The sequence below is a fragment of the Mycetocola sp. Y171 genome (assembly GCF_056713165.1).
This window is the reverse complement of record NZ_JBWYGX010000002.1, coordinates 140,515-157,956: the sequence shown is the minus strand read 5'-3', so window position 1 is coordinate 157,956 and position 17,442 is coordinate 140,515. Positions and strand designations below refer to the sequence as shown.

Below are 17,442 nucleotides of genomic sequence, written 5' to 3'. Positions count from 1 at the left end.
ATGTCCGGCGGTTTGGCAATCGGTTGACAAATTGCGGGGCGATGGTGTCTCATGGATGCTGCGGCGTGTGTTCTTCCCGCCGATCCGTCCCCTGAAAACAAGGATGTCCTCATGGTCGATCTTCGCGCGAAACCCTTCAATCTCGACGACGAAGCGGTCGCGTGGGTCGAGCGGACCGCCGAATCTCTCACCCTCGAGGAGAAGATCGGCCAACTCTTCATCAACCTCAACGTCTCGTTCGACGAGGGTTACCTGGACAACGTCGTGAACAACCTCCACGTCGGCGGGATCCGCTACATGGGCGCCGACTCTGCAGCGGTCCAGAAGCACATCCGCTACGCGCAGTCGAAGGCGAAGGTGCCCCTTCTGGTCGCCTCGAACCCGGAGATGGGCGGAGCCGGCAGCGCAGACGACGGCACCCTCGTCTCGACGCACCTCCAGGCCGGATCACACCCGGACAAGTCGATCGCCCGCCGGATGGGCCGCGTCGCCGGCCGGGAGACGGCAGCGATGGGGTGCAACTGGGCGTTCGCCCCGATCGTCGACATCCATTACAACTGGCGGAACACCGTCATCAGCACGCGCTCGTTCGGCAACACCCCTGACGTCGTCATCGAACGGGCCAAGGAGTACTTCGACGGCATCAGCGAATCGAAGACCGTCTGCGCGATGAAACACTTCCCCGGTGACGGAATGGACGAGCGTGACCAGCACGTCGTCACGAGTTACAACACGCTCGGTTACGACGACTGGACCGCCACATACGGCCGGGTCTACCGCGAGCTCATCGACCACGGCGTGCAGTCGATCATGATCGGGCACATCGGAGCGCCTGAACTGTCGAAGCACTTCCGCCCTGCGATGACGGATGCCGATGTCCTGCCGGCGACTCTCGCCCCCGAGCTCCTCAACGACCTGCTGCGCGACGAGCTCGGCTTCAACGGGCTGATCCTCACCGACGCGTCGATGATGATCGGTATGACCCAGGCGAAGAAGCGCAAGGACCTCGTCCCGGCCGCGATCGCCGCCGGGTGCGACATGTTCCTCTTCTTCCGGAACGCCGATGAGGACTTCCGGTACATGCTCGACGGCTACCGAAACGGCATCATCACCGAGGAGCGACTGCATGACGCCGTCCTCCGGATCCTGGCGCTCAAGGCATCCCTCGGCCTGCACACCACTCCGCGCGACGAACTCGTCCCGTCGCCTGAGGCACTCTCGGTCATCGGCAACGCCGAGCATCACGCCATCGCCGCCGAGATCGCCGACAAGACGGTCACGCTCGTGAAGGACACCCAGGGCAACCTGCCCCTCACGCCGGCGACTCACAAGCGAATCCGCCTGTATGGCATCAGCGGCCAGGCCGACTTCACAGGTACAGACCCGAACGGCTATCTCGAGATCGCTCGCGACGAACTCGAGAGCGCCGGCTTCGAGGTCCACGTGTTCAAGAACGCGAAGCAGCGGGCCGCAGAGGGTGAGGAGAACGTCTACTTCCACACCGTGATGGCTGACGAAGCGAACGAGCAGTACGCCGAGAAGTACGACGCGGCGATCGTGTTCGCCAACGTGACCGGCTTCGCGCAGGAAGCCAGCGTCCGCATCATCTGGTCGACGCCGATGGCGGCGGAGATCCCCTGGTACGTCACCGAAATACCGACCGTCTTCGTCTCGCTCGCACAGCCGAACCACCTCATCGACGTGCCCATGGTGAAGACCATGATCCACGCGCACGCGCCGAGCCGTGAAGCGATCTGCGCTGCCGTCGACAAGATCCAGGGCCTGTCCGAGTTCACCGGGACGTTCAACGAGAACGTCTGGTGTGACACGTTCGGGACCCGCCTGTAGCCGACGGCCTCACATCATCGGCGTCGTCACGTGAGAAATCGGACATACCCGGTTTGCTAGCGTGTACACAGAGCCGCCGTGATCCGGCCGCCCCATGTTTTCTTCGTCTTCCTTCGGTGCGCCGTCGCGTGGACTGTCCGACCTTCTGACCGCTGAACACAAGAGGAGACCTCCATGGCGGATACATCACAGGCCCAGGCCAACATCGGCGTCGTCGGGCTGGCGGTGATGGGCTCGAATCTGGCCCGGAACCTGGCCAGTCGCGAGGGCAACACGGTCGCGGTCTACAACCGCTCGTGGGCCAAGACGGACACCCTTCTCACCGAGCACCCCGAGGCTGGATTCGTGGCCTCGGAGAAGATCGAGGACTTCGTCGCGTCGTTGCAGAAGCCGCGCACGGCGATCATCATGGTGCAGGCGGGCAAGGGCACCGACGCGGTCATCGACCAGCTGACCGAACTCTTCGAACCGGGCGACATCATCGTCGACGGCGGCAACGCGCTGTTCACCGACACCATCCGTCGCGAGAAAGCCGTCCGTGAAACCGGCATCAACTTCGTCGGCGCAGGCATCTCCGGCGGCGAGGAAGGCGCGCTCAAGGGCCCGTCGATCATGCCGGGTGGTTCCGCCGAGGCCTATGAGACCCTCGGCCCGATCCTCTCGTCGATCGCCGCGGTCGCCGAAGGCGAGCCGTGTGTCACGCACATCGGCACCGACGGCGCGGGCCACTTCGTCAAGATGATCCACAACGGCATCGAATACGCCGACATGCAGCTCATCGCAGAGGCCTACGACCTCATCCGCCGCGGAACGGGCAAGTCCCCCGCAGAGATCGCCGACGTGTTCGCCGAATGGAACAAGGGCGAGCTCGAGAGCTACCTCATCGAGATCACCGCGGAGGTCCTCCGTCAGGCCGACGCTAAGACCGGGCGGCCGCTCGTCGACGTCATCGTCGACCAGGCCGGTTCGAAGGGCACAGGCGTCTGGACCGTGCAGACCGCCCTCAACCTCGGCACCCCGGTGTCAGGCATCGCCGAAGCGGTGTTCGCCCGCGGCCTGTCGTCCCACCCGGAGCAGCGCGAAGCGGCATCCGGCCTGCCGGGCCCGAGCGACACCTGGACCGTCGACGACAAGGACGCCTTCATCGAAGACGTTCGCCTCGCGCTGTACGCATCGAAGATCGTCGCGTACTCCCAGGGCTTCGACGCCATCGCCGCCGGTGCTGACGAGTACGACTGGAACATCGACCTCGGCGCCGTGTCGAAGATCTGGCGGGGTGGCTGCATCATCCGTGCGCAGTTCCTCAACCGGATCGCCGACTCGTACGAGGCCGTGCCCGACCTGAAGCTCCTCCTCTCTGCGCCGTACTTCGCTGACGCCATGGCTGGTGCCCAGGATGCCTGGCGTCGCGTGGTCGTCGCATCGGCGCAGTCCGGCATCCCGGCCCCTGCCTTCTCATCGTCGCTCTCCTACTACGACGGCCTGCGTGCCGAGCGTCTGCCCGCTGCCCTCGTGCAGGGCCAGCGCGACTTCTTCGGCGCGCACACCTACAAGCGGGTCGACGCGGAAGGAACGTTCCACACGCTGTGGTCCGGGGACCGCTCCGAGATCCAGGCCACGGACAGCCACTAGACACCCACCGGCCGACGGGTCCCCACCGCTTCCGCGGTGGGGGCCCGTTCCGGTTGCGGGCGAAGCCGGAACCCGTTCGGCCGGGTACGCTCGAGGTAACGCCGCACACCGGAAGGCCCCATGACCTCGAACCTGTCGACGACCACCCCCGAGACCCGCCGCGTGGTCAGCTGGAACCTCCTGCCCGGGCTTCTGCTCGCCGCGTCCGGCTTCCTGCTCTTCGGAGTCCACTGGCGCCCTGGCGGTTACGTCGTCCTCCTCGCTGCGCTGATCGCCGCCGTCATCGTCAATCGCGCTTTCGCGAAGGACCTGCTGCTCATCGCCGCCGGCCTGGTGATCATCAGCCTCGTCCAGATCAACACGGACATCTCCTGGGACCACATGATCATCATGGGGATCGCCCTCGCTGCCGCTGTACTCGTCCCGTACCTGACGTCACGTTTCCTGTACCGCGACCACGCGATCAGGTTCCCGGTGGCGACAGGGCAACGCTGGACGAAGGTCGAATGGTGGTACCTCATCGCCGTTGTCGTGCTGGGCTGGATCCTGCTGCCGATCTACATGATCCCGACCGGTGTCTACGAGAACTGGCCGGCGGCATCCTCCCCTGACGAGATCGCGCGCCTCTTCCTCGGCACCAACGCGCTCGGTATCTGGGACGAACTGTTCTTCATCTGCACGTGCTTCACCCTGCTCCGCCGGCACTTCCCCGACTGGCAGGCGAACCTCATCCAGGCCGTGCTGTTCACCTCGTTCCTCTGGGAACTCGGCTTCCACGCCTGGGGCCCTCTGATCATCTTCCCGTTCGCACTCGTTCAGGGCTGGATCTTCAAGCAGACCAAGTCGCTCAGCTACATCGTCAGCGTGCACCTGCTGTTCGACTTCGTGCTGTTCCTCGTGCTGCTGCACGCCCACAACCCCGAGTGGCTGACGATCTTCCTCTACTGAGAGTCCCCGGCTGGGAATCGCCCGGGTGGCTCGCCTGCCCGTTGGCGGCGCGTCCGTTGCGGAGGACAATGGGGACCCCAACCACGAGGAGATCATCATGACCGACGACCACACCCTGGATACGCCCGTCGAGGACCAGCACCCGCAACCGCTCGACGACAAGGTGGCCGGCATCCTCATCCAGGAGGAAGCCGACCTCGCCGGGCACGATCAGGCCGAGATTCTCGAGGCACTCCGCCAGCGATTCTCGGACGCAGGCATCGCCATCTCCGAGGACGAAATTCTCGAGCAGAGCACTCGGATCGCCGCAGCAGACGCCGGGTCGTTCTCGAGCGAGTGAGGCAGGTCGACTGAGATCACGGGTTCGAAAACTGTCAACCCCCTGTGCGGGGGCCCATTCCGAACTACCCTCAGAAGTAGAAGATTCTCCCCCGAGTTACCCCGCTTAGGCGCTAGTGAGAGCACCCGGACGACGGGATATTCCGGAGAATCCTCGAGGGCGGGATAGTCGGGATATTCCGCCCTCTTCCTTGGCCTGTTGGCCGTCGGCTTATGCCGCGCCGTCGAACATGCTCGTCACGGAGCCGTCCTCGAAGACCTCACGGATGGCGCGCCCGAGCAGCGGGGCGATCGGCAGCACAGTGAGCCGTTCGAACCGCTTCTCCTCCGGGATCGGCAGCGTGTCGGTGACGACGACGGAGTCGATGAAGTCGCTCTGCAGGATCTCGGTGGCCGGGTCGCTGAACACCGCGTGAGTGGCGGCGACGACGACGCCGATGGCCCCTGCGGCTTTGAGTGCCTCCGCGGCGCGAACGATGGTACGGCCGGTGTCGATGAGGTCGTCGACAAGGAGGCAGACACGCCCCTCGACCTGACCGACGATCTCGTGCACGGAGACCTGGTTCGGGACCAGCGGGTCGCGGCGCTTGTGGATGATCGCGAGGGGAACGCCGAGCTTGTCGCTCCAGATGTCTGCGACCCTGACCCGGCCCATGTCAGGGGAGACGATGGTGAGGGTGCTCGGGTCGAGCTTCTCGCGGAAGTGCCCCAGGAGAACGGGCATCGCGAACAGGTGGTCGACGGGGCCGTCGAAGAAGCCCTGGATCTGGGCGGCGTGCAGATCGACAGACATGATGCGGTCGGCGCCCGCCACCTTGAAGAGGTCGGCCACGAGACGGGCGGAGATGGGCTCGCGTCCGCGGCCCTTCTTGTCCTGGCGGGCATAGGGGTAGAACGGCGCGACGACGGTGATGCGCTTCGCTGAGGCCCGCTTGAGCGCGTCGACCATGATCAGCTGTTCCATCAGCCACTCGTTGATCGGTGCCGTGTGGGACTGGATGACGAAAGCGTCGCTCCCCCGCACGCTCTCATCGAAGCGGGCGTAGAGTTCGCCGTTCGCGAAGGTCCTGGCATCCGTCGGCACGAGTTCCGAACCGAGCTCTGCAGCGATGTCGACGGCCAGTTGCGGATGCGCACGGCCTGACACGAGAACGAGTCGTTTCACTCCACTGCTTTTGATGCCCGACACGACCCCTGCTTCCTGCCGACACCGTCGGCGTTACTGCCTAGTTTTCTTCGAGAGAAGTTTGCTGTGCTGCCTCAGCCGCCTGGGCTGCTGCCGTGCCTGGCCGGTGCGAAACCGTCCACCCGTCCATGTTGCGCTGTGGGGCGACGCTGATGGCCAGCGCTCCTGCCGGGACGTCCTTGCGGACGACTGTTCCTGCGCCGGTGTAAGCCCCGTCGCCAATTCTAACCGGAGCGACGAAGACACCGTGCGACCCGGTGCGCACGTGGGAGCCCACGACCGAAGAGTGCTTCTTCACACCGTCGTAGTTGGCGAAGATGCTGCCTGCGCCGATGTTGGAGCCCTCGCCGATCTCGGCGTCGCCGACGTAGGAGAGGTGCGGCACCTTGCTGCCGGTGCCGATCCGGGCATTCTTGGTCTCGACGAATGCCCCGATCTTTCCGTCGGAACCAAGGATCGTTCCCGGTCGCAGGTAGGAGAACGGGCCGACGGATGCCCCGGCACCGATCACAGCGAGGGTCGCGTCCGTGCGCCTCACTTCGGCGCCTTCACCGACCTCGCAGTCGACGAGGGTGGTGTCTGGCCCGATGACGGCGCCGGTCTCGATCGCGGTGGCGCCGAGGATCTGTGTACCCGGCCTGAGGGTGACGTCTGGGGCGAGGGTCGCTGTGAGGTCGATCCACGTCGACGCCGGGTCCTGGACCGTGACACCGGCCATCTGCCATCCCCGCACGATCAGGGCGTTGAGCCGCAAGGCCTGTGCGCTGAGTTGTGCCCGGTCGTTGACCCCTTCGACCAGCCACGGTTCCGCGACCGGGATGGCATCCACGCCGCCGCCGGCCGAGCGGAGCAGCCCGACGACGTCCGTGAGGTACTTCTCCCCCTGCGCGTTGTCCGTGGTGAGGTTCGCCAGCTGTGCCCGCAGGGTGCCGAGCGTGAAGAGGTATACCCCGGCGTTGATCTCGTGGACGGCGAGCTCGGCGTCCGATGCGTCCTTCTGCTCGACGATGTAGTCGAGGCCGCCGGAGTCGCCGCGGATGATGCGACCGTATCCGGTCGCGTCGTCGAGGATGGCGGAGAGCAGGGTCGCAGCCGTCCCCGCGTCGCGGTGGCGGGCGACGAGGGAGGCGAGAGTCTCCGCGTCGAGGAGCGGAACGTCTCCGTTGACGACGAGGACGTCGCCGTCGAAGTCGGCCGGGAGCGCGGCGACGGCCTGCTCGACGGCACGACCGGTCCCGGGCACCTCGTCCTGGTCGACGATGATGCTGTCGGGCAGCTCGGCGGTGATGACCTCGACGAGGCGATCACGCTCGTGCCGAACGACCGCGACCACGTGCGCGGCGTCGAGCGCCCGTGCCGTGGCGAGGACGTGACCGACGAGCGGCACACCCGCGATCGGGTGCAGCAGTTTGGGGGTCGAGGACTTCATCCGCGTCCCCTGGCCTGCGGCCAGGATGACGATGGCGAGCTTGGTGTCTGGCACAGGTTCTCCCCGAGAGTGCGATGGGCGCGAAGCCCGGATGGTGGTCTGTCGTGCCGGTCCGGTTGGCCGGGATTCTCCGCTCCGCCTCCAGGACTCGAACCTGGACCGAACAACTCCAAAGGTTGCCGTGCTGCCATTACACTAAGGCGGACCGCACTCGCGTGCAGGAACCAAGTCTGCCAGATACTTGCCGGACCGCCCGCCGCCGTCTCGCCGTCATAATGGGAACATGCCCGAAGATACCGACGAAGTCGACCGCATCGTCGACGCGTGGCAGACCGAACGACCCGACCTCAACTTCGCCCCGTTGCAGGTGCTGTCCCGAGTCGGGCGGCTGACCAGGCACCTCGACAGGGCACGCAAGACCGCGTTCACCAGGTCGAAGCTCGAGTCGTGGGAATTCGACGTGCTCAGCGCCCTCCGCCGGGCAGGGAGACCGTACACCCTGAGCCCCAAGCAACTGCTGCAGCAGACACTCGTCTCGAGCGGAACCATGACCAACCGGATCGACCGGCTCGTCGATTCGGGCCTGGTCGAACGCAAGGCGGACCCAGGGGACGGCCGCGGCATCCTCGTCGTGATGACCGCAACCGGCCTCACACGCGTCGACGCGGCCATCACCCGGCTTGTCGATGCCGAGTCCGAGCTGCTGTCCGCCCTGTCGACCGCAGACCAGCACAAGCTCGCCGCGCTCCTGCGGAAGCTCAGCCTGGGGTTCGACCAGAACTGACGGACGTCAGCGCCTCATGATCTTGCGCGCGAGCTTGTTGCCCACGAACTGGATCACCTGCACGAACACGATGACGACGAGCACGGCCGCCCAGGTGACGACCGGGTTGAACTGACGGTAGCCGTACTGGATCGCGAAGTTACCGATCCCGCCGCCGCCGATGTATCCGCCGACCGCCGACATGTCCACGAGAACGATCAGCACGAAGGTGTAACCGAGGATCAGCGGTCCGAGAGCCTCAGGCAGAAGGACAGTGCGGATGATCCGGAACGGTCCTGCACCCGCTGCGCGAGCCGCTTCGATCACGCCGGGCGAGACAGTGAGCAGGTTCTGCTCGACGATGCGGCTGATGCCGAACGCCGCACCGATCGAGATGGCGAAGATGAGTGCGCCGTTGCCGATGCCCGTTCCCAGGACGGCGCGCGCAAGCGGCTGGATGGCAGCGATGAAGATGATGAACGGAATCGGGCGGAAGATGTTCACGAGCACGTTGATCACGGTGAAGGCGAACCGGTTCTCGAGGATCGAGCCCGCCCGTGTCGTGTACAGGCCGAGGCCGATGAACAGTCCCGCGATCCCGCCGAACAGCAAGCTGGCCGCGACGATGTACAGCGTCTCCCACGCCGCTTCACCGAGCAGGGGCAGAAGGTCGATGAGTTTGTCCATCTCAGCTCACCTCCGTCACTTCTGAGTGGGTGGCTATTCGGGTCAGCGCCGCATCGATCGCGGCATCCTCACCGGTCAGGGCGAGCGTCAGGTGGCCGAACGCCCGGCCGCGGATGTCGTTGATCCCGCCGTAGACGAGTTCGAAACGGATGCCAGCGGCCGCGAGGTCGAGGAAGACCTGCGCCTGGGAGTCGTTGCCGTCTCGGAACGAGAAGGTGACGATCCTGCCATCGTGGCGGGCTTTGAGCGTGGCGACCTCGACCGGGGACGGGATGCCCTGCACGACGGTCGAGACGAACCGCGCGGATGCCGCGTTTTGCGGCTGGGAGAACACGTCGAAGACGTCGCCGCGCTCGACGATCCGACCACCGTCCATGACCGCGACCTTCGTGGCGAGGCTGCGGATGACGTCCATCTCGTGGGTGATGAGGATGATGGTGACGCCGAGCTCACGGTTCACCCGGTCGAGCAGGCCGAGCACCTCGCTCGTCGTCTCCGGGTCGAGCGCGCTGGTTGCCTCGTCTGCGAGGAGAAGTGACGGGGAGGTGGCGAGAGCGCGGGCGATGCCCACGCGCTGCTTCTGCCCGCCGGAGAGCTGGTCGGGGTAGTTCTTCGCCTTGTCGCTCAACCCGACGAAGGCGAGCATCTCGGCGACGCGGGCCGTGACCTCTGCAGCCGGGCGGCCGGCGACCTCGAGCGGGTACGCGACGTTCCTGGCCACTGTCTTCGAGTTGAAGAGGTTGAACTGCTGGAAGATCATCCCGATGTCACCGCGGACGGCGCGCATCGAGCGTTCGCGGAGCGACGTGATCTCGGTGCCGTTGACGATGATGCTGCCTGAGGTGGCCTTCTCGAGTCCGTTCACCAGGCGGACGAGCGTGGACTTGCCGGCGCCGGAATAGCCGATGATCCCGTAGACGTCACCCCGCTCGACCTCGATGGTCACGCCGTCGATCGCGACGACGGGGGTGCCGCCCTTCTCGGACGATGGGTACGACTTCACGACATCAGTCATGCTGACGATGCTCACGGGGTGTTCCTCTCGCTGACGCGAACAGGCGCCGAAGCGGATGCTCCGGCGCCTCTCACGCTTTCTCGTGCTTTGACGTGGGTCCTAGCCCTGCTTGGCGATGTTTTCCTGCTCGGTCTTGAGCGACGCGATCAGGTCCTCGACCGGGGTCTTCACGATGACAGCGGTTCCGCCGGAGTTCTCGATGACACCGTCGGTGACGGCCTGCGTGTCCTGGTAGATCTCGACGAGCTTCTTGTAGGTCTCGTTGTCAGCGTCCTCCGACCGCGCGGCGAAGATGTTGACGTACGGGAGCGCATTCGGGTCAGACGGGTCGTCCTGGGCGATGGCGTCGGTGGCTTCGAGGCCGGAGTCGACGATGAAGTCGTTGTTGATGATCGCCGCGGCGACGTCAGGAAGCGACGTGGCCGTGAGGGTCGGGTCGAGCTCGGTGACCTTCACACGGGACTTGGACTCATCGATCTCGGAGACGGTGGAGAAGGTGCTTCCTCCGCCCTTCAGCGTGATGAGGTCCGCCGACTGCAGGACGAGGAGCGCGCGAGCCAGGTTGCTGGGGTCGTTGGGCACGGCGACGGTGGCGTCGTCGGGGATGTCCTCGACGTTCTCGTACTGGGTCGAGTAGAGGCCGAGCGGGTAGATCGCCGTCGCGCCGATCGGCACGAGGTCCTGGCCGTTGGCCTCGTTGAACTGCGCGAGGTAGATGATGTGCTGGAACTGGTTGAGGTCGACTTCGCCCTCGGCCAATGCCGGGTTCGGCTGGTTGTAGTCGGCGAAGTCGACAAGCTCGACAGTGATGCCCTCGTCGGCCGCAGCCTCGACGTAGGTCTCCCAGTAGGGGTCGCTCGCGCCGACGACGCCGATCTTGACGGTCTCGTTTTCGCCCGATGCATCGTCGGAGGTGCCGCCGGCGTTCCCGGCGCACCCAGCGAGGAGCGCTGCGAGGGGCACGACGGCCAGAGAGGCCAGGATGCTCTTCCTGAGGGATGACTTCTTCACAGTGGTTCCTTTTGTTCAGCGTTCGTGACGCGTGGTGCGTGGTGCGTGCCATCGAGGGCGACGTGCGGGCACAGCGAACACCGGAGGTTCCCGGAGGAAAAAAGGGGAGCTGCGCCGCGTCGACGCTGGCACAGAGCAAAAATAGCTGGGAATCCTCCAGAAAGCGAAGCGAGTTGTCATGCTCCGTAACAGAAAGTCCGGGCGATCTGGCCTCCAGGCTCAGAATCTTCGATTCCGGGGAAATGCCGCGAAAGCGACCGTCAGTGGGCGCGGTCTGTTGTCGCAGTCCGGCCGATTCCTGAGAAAACGCCGGAACCGGCCGCCGACGGCCGTCAGACGGTGACGTCGACCTCGAGCACCGCCCACGACAGGGCGGGAAGGCTGAGCTTCACTCCCCCATCGAGAACGCTCACCCCGGACAGCGGGCGCAGGCGAACCCGCTCCTCGTCAGGAGAGTTCGACGTGTGACGGTCGCCGTCCGGCGCTTCGAGGACTTCGGCCCTGACGACGTGCTCGGCCCGGAAGCCGTGGAGCACCAGGTCGACGTCGGCAGCATCGTCGAGACTCCGGTTGGCCAGGAACAGCGCCACCCTCGAATTCTCCTCGTCCCAGGTGGCGCTGACGTCGACGACGTCCGCGTCGCCGAACTGGGCGGTGTCGATGCGGTCAGCGGCGACCCTCGCGGAGAGGATCCTGCCGCGAGCGAGCGCGGCCATCCTGGCGAACGGCCAGAAGATGGCCTGACGCCAGGCCGGTCCGTTCTCCTCCGAGCGGATCGGTGCGATCACGTTCACCAGCTGCGCCTGGTTGGCGATGTGCACCCGGTCCCCGTGCCGGAGAAGCGAGTTGAGGAAGGTGCCGACCACGACGGCATCCGTCATCGTGTATTCGTCCTCGATCAGCCGCGGGTGCTCCCGCCAGCCGGACTCCTTGACCCGATGCTCCTGGTCTTCGGTGTCCTTACCGCGCTGGTACCAGACGTTCCATTCGTCGAACGAGAGGTTGATGTGCTTCTTGTGCCTGCCTCGCGCGCGGACGGCGTCCGCGGTGGAGATCACCGACTCGATGAAGTGGTCCATGTCAAGTGCTGAGGCGAGGAAGCTCGCGGCGTCGCCGTCGTGTTCCTGGTAGTAGGCGTGCAGGGAGATGTAGTCGACCTCGTCGTACACGTGGCTGAGCACCGTGTGCTCCCACTCTCCGAAAGTCGGCATCCCTGAGTTGGAGCTGCCGACGGCCACGAGTTCGATGCTCGGGTCGACGTAGCGCATGGCTTTCGCGGCTTCCTTGGCGAGGCGGCCGTACTCCTCTGGGGTCTTGTGGCCGATCTGCCATGGTCCGTCCAACTCGTTGCCCAGGCACCAGAGTTTGATGTCGAACGGCTCATCGGAGCCGTTGGCCTTGCGCAGGTCGGACAGGTACGTGCCACCCGGGTGGTTCGCGTACTCGACGAGCTCGCGCGCGGCATCCACTCCCCGTGTCCCGAGATTGATGGCCTGCATCACCTCGACGTCGGCGAGCCGGGACCAGTCCATGAACTCGTGCAGGCCGAACTCGTTGGTTTCGACGGTGTGCCAGGCGCCGTCCAGTCGCCGTGGTCGTTTCTCGACCGGACCGACGCCGTCTTCCCAGTTGTAGCCGGAGACGAAGTTCCCGCCCGGGTAACGCACGACGGTCGGGCCGAGTTCGCGCACGAGGTCGAGCACGTCTGTGCGGAACCCGGACGCGTCGGCCGAGGGGTGGCCAGGCTCGTAGATTCCGGTGTAGACGCACCGGCCCATGTGCTCGACGAAGGATCCGAACAACCGGCGGGGAACATCCCCCACCGTGAACTCGCGGTCGAGGGTGATTCGCGCCGTGCTCATGTGTGCCTTTCGTCGGTCACGCGCCTACTGCCCGCCGAAGCCGGTGGTGGCGATGCCCTTGATGATCTGTCGCTGGAAGAAGAGGAAGAGGATGATCAGCGGCGCTGCTGCCAGGAGAGCCATCGCCATGTTCTGCGCGTACTGCACGCCGTACGCGCTCTTGACCGTCTGCAGACCGACCGGGAGGGTCATCAGCGACGTGTCGTTGATGATGATGAAGGGCCAGAGGAAGTTGTTCCACGCCGCGATGAAGACGAAGATCGCCACCGCGGACAGGATGGGACGCGAGAGCGGCAGCACGATGGTCCAGAAGATCCGGAGCCGGTGAGCCCCGTCGACGCGCGCAGCGTCCTCGAGCTCGATCGGGATCTGGTCGAAGAACTTCTTGAGAATGAACACCATGGCCGGGTGGACGACCTGAGGCAGGATGAGTCCCCAGTAGGTGTCGACCAGGTTGAAGGCGAGCATCTCGTAGAACAGCGGGATGATGAGCACCTGCGGCGGGATGATGATCGACGCGATGACGAGGAAGTACAGCCAGCCGCGGCCGGCGAAATCGAGTCGCGAGAACGCGTACGCGGCCAGGGCGGCCGTGCCGACCGTGATGACGGTGATCACCGCAGACGTCAGCAGGCTGTTGATCGCCCAGATCGGGATGTTCCCCTCGCTGAGCACGTTGGCGTACGCCTCGAACGTGAAGCCGTTGGGAGCGGACCAGGTGACGGGCGTCGCCCCGGCATCCACTTCGCTCTTCAGCGACGTGACGATGGCCCATGCGAACGGAAGCAGCCAGGCCGCGGCCATGAGGATGAGGATGGCGATCGCGACGATCCGGCCGACGCCGAAACGTTTCTCCCCCGGTTTGCGCGAAGTCGTCGTGCGGGCCCGGACCTCGACGGTGGTCGTGTCGACGGCGGTCATGACCGTGCCCCCCTGCTGCGCGAGATGCGTATCTGGATGATCGAGATGATGATGATGATCGCGAAGAAGATGAACGAGATCGCCGCGGAGTAGCCGAAGCGGTATCCGGTGAATCCTGTCTCAAAGATGTACACGACGGCTGAGCGGGTCGCGCCACCAGGACCGCCAGTGGTCATCTGGTAGATCTGGTCGAACACCTTGAGCGAGGCGAGAACCTGCAGGATGAGGATGAGCCCGGTCGTCGGGGCGAGCTGCGGGATGGTGATCGAGAAGAGCTGACGCCATTTGCCCGCTCCATCGATTGATGCCGCCTCATACTGCTGCTCGGGGATGTTCTGCAGTGCAGCCAGGTAGAGCAGGAAGTTGAAGCCCACCGTCCACCACACGGTCGCGACGACGATTCCGTGCATGGCCCACGCCGGATCCTGGAGCCAGGCGATCGGCTCGACACCGAACGGTTTGAGCATCTCGTTGATGAGCCCGAGCTGAGGGTTGAGCATCCAGACCCAGAACAGCGACACCACGGTCGACGCCAGGAGGAACGGCATGAAGAACGAGAGCCGCCAGAGCCACTGGCCGGGAAGACCGAGGTCGACGAGCAGCGCCATGATGAGCGCGATGAGCACGAGGGGGATCGTCGACAGGACGGTGAACCAGAGCGTGTTGCCCATCGAACGCCACATGTCCGGGTCGCCCAGAGCTTCCGCGTAATTCGCGAAGCCGACGAAATCCGTGTTGGCGCCGGTCAGTGTCGTTCCGGTGAAGCTGAGGTAGAGGCCGTAGAGAATCGGCCAGATGAGGAAGAGGGCGAAGAAGATGCCGAACGGCGCGAAGAACGCCCAGCCTGTGAGGTTCGCCGCCCTCCGCCTCGAGCTCTTTGTATCCGCCGCTGCCGGGCCCGCCTGGCCCTGTGCGCGGCTGCTGACTGCTGATGTCGTCATTGCAGGCTCCTTACTCAGGCGACCGGGTTGGGTTTGGCGAGGAGCTTGTTCAGGCGGTCTTCGAAGCCCTGGATACCCTCAGCGGAGTCGCCGCCTCGATAGACGCCCTGGACGTACTCGGCGAAGTAGGTCTGGAAGTCCGAGCCGGATCCGGTGAACCAGGCCGGCGGGTCGTAGTTGAGCACCTCGGCGGCTGACGCGTAGTGAGCCTGTGGGACGAGGTCGGCGTAACCGTCGGATTCGATGATCGGGAGAAATGCCGGGATGTGGCCGGCACCGGCCCAATCGAATGATCCCTTCAGGACGCTGGAAACGAAGCGGTAAACCTCGCGGCGCTGTGCCTCGTCCGGTGTCGACTGGTGCGGGAGCACGAATGCGTGCGAATCGGCGTATGCGGCAGGGGTGCCGAAGAGGTTCGGGATGGGCTGGGCATCGAACGGGATGCCGGCCTTGACGGCTGTCGGCAGTTCCCAGACACCGGTGAAGAACATGCCGCTCTCGCCGTTGACGAACTCGGCGACGGCGGTCGCGTAGTCGCCGTTGGTGGCGGCGATGGTGCCGTCCAGCAGCTGTTTGATGAAGTCGAGGGCCGTCACGGCTGCGTCGTGATCGATCTGTGCGGGTTCGCCGGGGTTCAGCGACATCTCCGCGCCGAGCTGCTTGTAGAACGTGTAGAACAGCCGCCACATCTGCGCACCGTCACCGAGGTAGCCATACGAGAGCCCGTGTTTTCCCGTCACTTCCTGCATCGCCGCTGCGACCTCGAGGAACTGCTCAGGCGACGTGATCTCGACCAGTTGTCCGTCTTCGCCGAGGACCCCGGCCCGTTCGGCGACGTCCGTGTTGTACATCAGGATGAACGGATGCGCGTCGAGCGCGATCGAGAACAGGTCGCCGTCGATGATCCCCTTCTCCCAGATCCGTTCGGGGAAGTCCTGCTCCGTGACACCGAATTCTTCGAGCAGGTCCAGGTCCCAGGGGTCGAGGAGGCCCCCAGGGGCATAGCCCGGCAGCCGTGACGCGTGCATGATGGCCACGTCAGGGGCCCGACCGCCGACGGATGCCATGGCGAGCTTCGTGTAGTACGGCGTGCCCCAGGCCAGCACCGTCTGCGTGGCGTGGAACTCGGGATTGTCGGCGTTGGCCTGGTCGACCAGGCCGGCCATGACGATCCCGTCACCGCCGGAAAGCAGGTGCCAGAACTTCAGCGGACGGGCTTCGTCGCCGCCGACGACGGAGCAGCCGGCGAGCCCTGGCCCGATCATCGCCCCGCCGAGAACGGCGGCTCCGCCGATCAGCAGAGTTCGCCTGGACAGGTGGGTCAGGTCGGTCATTGTGCACTCCCTCGTGGACCCGGCCAACTTTACAGCGTTGTAAGAATGGCGCAAGCTTTTTTCCCGCGGGAATGCAAAATCCCCCGCCGGCCCTGGTCGGGGCTCAGCGGGGGATCTCGGCGACAGGACCTAGGGTCGGCGGAACTGGTTGACCATTGGGCAGTCGAACGGATCGCGAGCGGAGAGCCCGACCCGGTTGAGGTAGTCGACGACGATCGCGTACGAGCGGACCAGGGTCGTCTCCGTGTATGGGACGCCGATGGTCTTGCAGTGCTCGATCACGATCTCGCGAGCGTGCTTGAGGTGCGGGCGGGGCATGCTCGGGAAGAGGTGGTGCTCGATCTGGTAGTTGAGCCCGCCCATGAAGTAGCTCATGCCACGGCCGCGGATGTTGCGGCTGGTCAGGACCTGCTTGGAGAGGAAGTCGACCTTCGCACCTTCTGCGATGAGCGGCATCCCCTTGTGGTTCGGTGCGAAGGACGCACCCATGTAGACGCCGAAGACGGCCATCTGGACACCGAGGAAGGCGAACGCCATTCCGATGGGGAGGAAGGTGAAGAGAACGGCGAGGTACAGTCCGAGCCGCAGGGCGATGAGTGTGAGCTCGAGCCAGCGCTTGTCGACCTTCTCGGTCGTGAACAGCGTCAGGATGGAGCGGAAGTGCAGGTTGATGCCTTCAAGGGTGAGCAGCGGGAAGAACAAGTAGCCCTGCTTCCTGGTGATGAACGCGAAAACGCCCTTCGCCTTCGCAGCGTCTTCCTCGATGAAGGAGATCGTGTCGATCTCGATGTCGGGGTCCTTGCCGACCGTGTTCGGGTTGGCGTGGTGCCTCGTGTGCTTGGTCATCCACCAGGCGTAGCTGATGCCGACAACGCCATCGGCAAGGATCCGCCCGAGGCGGTCGTTTGCCGGGCCGGACTCGAACACCTGGCGGTGCGAGGCCTCGTGGGCGACGAAGGCGACCTGGGTGAGGATGAGGCCGAGGCCCGCTGCGATGAGCAGCTGGAACCAGGAGTCGCCGAGCAGGATGAACCCGGTAGCGAGTCCGCCGAGCGCAAGGGCAAGGGCGGAGAGGACGAGCATGTAGAACCCGGTGCGGCGCTGCAGGAGGCCGGCCTCCCGGATGGTCTTCAGAAGCGATGCGAAGGTCGTGGTTGGATTTTCCAGCCCATCGATGCGTGCGGTGGTCTTGCGTACAGGGCCAAGGGTCGCAGTAAGCGTCATGGCACCTCCCAAAGTGGTAGGTCCGGCTTCCCAGCCGTGATGTAAACGGGATGTTCCAGACACTACGCGAGTGCATATGCCCGGAACTGATTACAGTACGGCTCTGGGCATATAATCAGCGAAATTTGGCTTGCGGTTGTGCTTTGCCGGAGCGTGGGTTAGTGTGGGCAACGCAGTAGTAGTGTTACGCAGTGATTGATTTACGGCGGTTCCTTCATCTGAAGAACCGCCGTTTCTTGTAGGAGCGGACAGGTACGCCGCATTTGGGATGCCGACAGTCGGCATCCACGCAAGACTCCTAA

General features: G+C 64.9%; 15 protein-coding genes and 1 tRNA gene. 5 read left to right on the top strand and 11 right to left on the bottom strand.

Annotated features, from left to right (window positions below):
• Positions 1-111 precede the first annotated feature (111 nt).
• The 4 genes from AC1M2K_RS10360 (at position 112) to AC1M2K_RS10345 (ending at position 4,768) form a co-directional block, all read left to right on the top strand.
• Positions 112-1,848 carry a glycoside hydrolase family 3 protein gene (locus tag AC1M2K_RS10360; RefSeq protein ID WP_480240923.1) on the top strand — a complete coding sequence of 579 codons (1,737 nt, stop codon included), beginning with the start codon at positions 112-114 and terminating at the stop codon, positions 1,846-1,848.
• Between the two features lie 174 nt (positions 1,849-2,022).
• Positions 2,023-3,480, top strand: coding sequence for an NADP-dependent phosphogluconate dehydrogenase (gene gndA / locus AC1M2K_RS10355; RefSeq protein ID WP_480240922.1), 1,458 nt, complete (start codon positions 2,023-2,025; stop codon positions 3,478-3,480).
• Between the two features lie 120 nt (positions 3,481-3,600).
• Positions 3,601-4,428 (top strand): CPBP family glutamic-type intramembrane protease, encoded by an 828-nt coding sequence (locus AC1M2K_RS10350; protein WP_480240921.1) that lies wholly within the window; start codon positions 3,601-3,603, stop codon positions 4,426-4,428.
• Positions 4,429-4,525: 97 nt separating this feature from the next.
• A complete protein-coding gene (locus AC1M2K_RS10345) occupies positions 4,526-4,768 on the top strand; it encodes a hypothetical protein (protein ID WP_480237188.1) in 243 nt (80 codons plus the stop codon).
• A 210-nt stretch (positions 4,769-4,978) separates the two neighbouring features.
• On the opposite strand, the gene AC1M2K_RS10340 is transcribed toward AC1M2K_RS10345, so the two are convergent.
• The 3 genes from AC1M2K_RS10340 to AC1M2K_RS10330 form a co-directional block, all read right to left on the bottom strand.
• Complete coding sequence (locus AC1M2K_RS10340; RefSeq protein WP_480237189.1) at positions 4,979-5,956, bottom strand: ribose-phosphate diphosphokinase; 978 nt, start codon at positions 5,954-5,956, stop codon at positions 4,979-4,981.
• A gap of 37 nt (positions 5,957-5,993) precedes the next feature.
• Complete coding sequence (gene glmU, locus AC1M2K_RS10335; RefSeq protein ID WP_480240920.1) at positions 5,994-7,436, bottom strand: bifunctional UDP-N-acetylglucosamine diphosphorylase/glucosamine-1-phosphate N-acetyltransferase GlmU; 1,443 nt, start codon at positions 7,434-7,436, stop codon at positions 5,994-5,996.
• Between the two features lie 79 nt (positions 7,437-7,515).
• Positions 7,516-7,587: transfer RNA gene (locus AC1M2K_RS10330), tRNA-Gln, on the bottom strand.
• 78 nt (positions 7,588-7,665) lie between these two features.
• Here AC1M2K_RS10330 and AC1M2K_RS10325 point away from each other — a divergent pair.
• The gene (locus tag AC1M2K_RS10325; RefSeq protein WP_480237191.1) at positions 7,666-8,166 is read left to right on the top strand and encodes a MarR family winged helix-turn-helix transcriptional regulator; all 501 of its coding nucleotides are present in this window, start codon (positions 7,666-7,668) and stop codon (positions 8,164-8,166) included.
• A gap of 6 nt (positions 8,167-8,172) precedes the next feature.
• Here the strand turns inward: AC1M2K_RS10325 and AC1M2K_RS10320 are convergent, their stop codons facing one another.
• The 8 genes from AC1M2K_RS10320 to AC1M2K_RS10285 all read right to left on the bottom strand — a co-directional run bounded on the left by AC1M2K_RS10320 (position 8,173) and on the right by AC1M2K_RS10285 (position 17,140).
• Positions 8,173-8,832: a methionine ABC transporter permease gene (locus AC1M2K_RS10320; RefSeq protein ID WP_480237192.1), complete on the bottom strand. Its 660-nt coding sequence runs from the start codon at positions 8,830-8,832 to the stop codon at positions 8,173-8,175.
• 1 nt (position 8,833) lies between these two features.
• Entirely contained in the window at positions 8,834-9,862 is a 1,029-nt protein-coding gene (locus AC1M2K_RS10315) for a methionine ABC transporter ATP-binding protein (protein ID WP_480237193.1), read from the bottom strand.
• 84 nt (positions 9,863-9,946) lie between these two features.
• The gene (locus AC1M2K_RS10310) at positions 9,947-10,858 is read right to left on the bottom strand and encodes a MetQ/NlpA family ABC transporter substrate-binding protein (protein ID WP_480240919.1); all 912 of its coding nucleotides are present in this window, start codon (positions 10,856-10,858) and stop codon (positions 9,947-9,949) included.
• 332 nt (positions 10,859-11,190) lie between these two features.
• Positions 11,191-12,720 carry an arabinosylfuranosidase ArfA gene (gene arfA / locus AC1M2K_RS10305; protein WP_480240918.1) on the bottom strand — a complete coding sequence of 510 codons (1,530 nt, stop codon included), beginning with the start codon at positions 12,718-12,720 and terminating at the stop codon, positions 11,191-11,193.
• A 24-nt stretch (positions 12,721-12,744) separates the two neighbouring features.
• On the bottom strand, positions 12,745-13,641 hold the full coding sequence (locus AC1M2K_RS10300) for a carbohydrate ABC transporter permease (RefSeq protein WP_480240917.1): 897 nt from the start codon (positions 13,639-13,641) through the stop codon (positions 12,745-12,747).
• Positions 13,638-14,582: a carbohydrate ABC transporter permease gene (locus AC1M2K_RS10295; RefSeq protein ID WP_480240916.1), complete on the bottom strand. Its 945-nt coding sequence runs from the start codon at positions 14,580-14,582 to the stop codon at positions 13,638-13,640. The genes AC1M2K_RS10300 and AC1M2K_RS10295 overlap by 4 nt, the downstream gene beginning before the upstream one ends.
• Before the next feature lie 14 nt (positions 14,583-14,596).
• Positions 14,597-15,916, bottom strand: a complete 1,320-nt coding sequence (locus AC1M2K_RS10290) for an extracellular solute-binding protein (RefSeq protein ID WP_480240915.1) — start codon at positions 15,914-15,916, stop codon at positions 14,597-14,599.
• Positions 15,917-16,045: 129 nt separating this feature from the next.
• Entirely contained in the window at positions 16,046-17,140 is a 1,095-nt protein-coding gene (locus tag AC1M2K_RS10285; protein WP_480240914.1) for a fatty acid desaturase family protein, read from the bottom strand.
• Between the last annotated feature and the right edge of the window lie 302 nt (positions 17,141-17,442).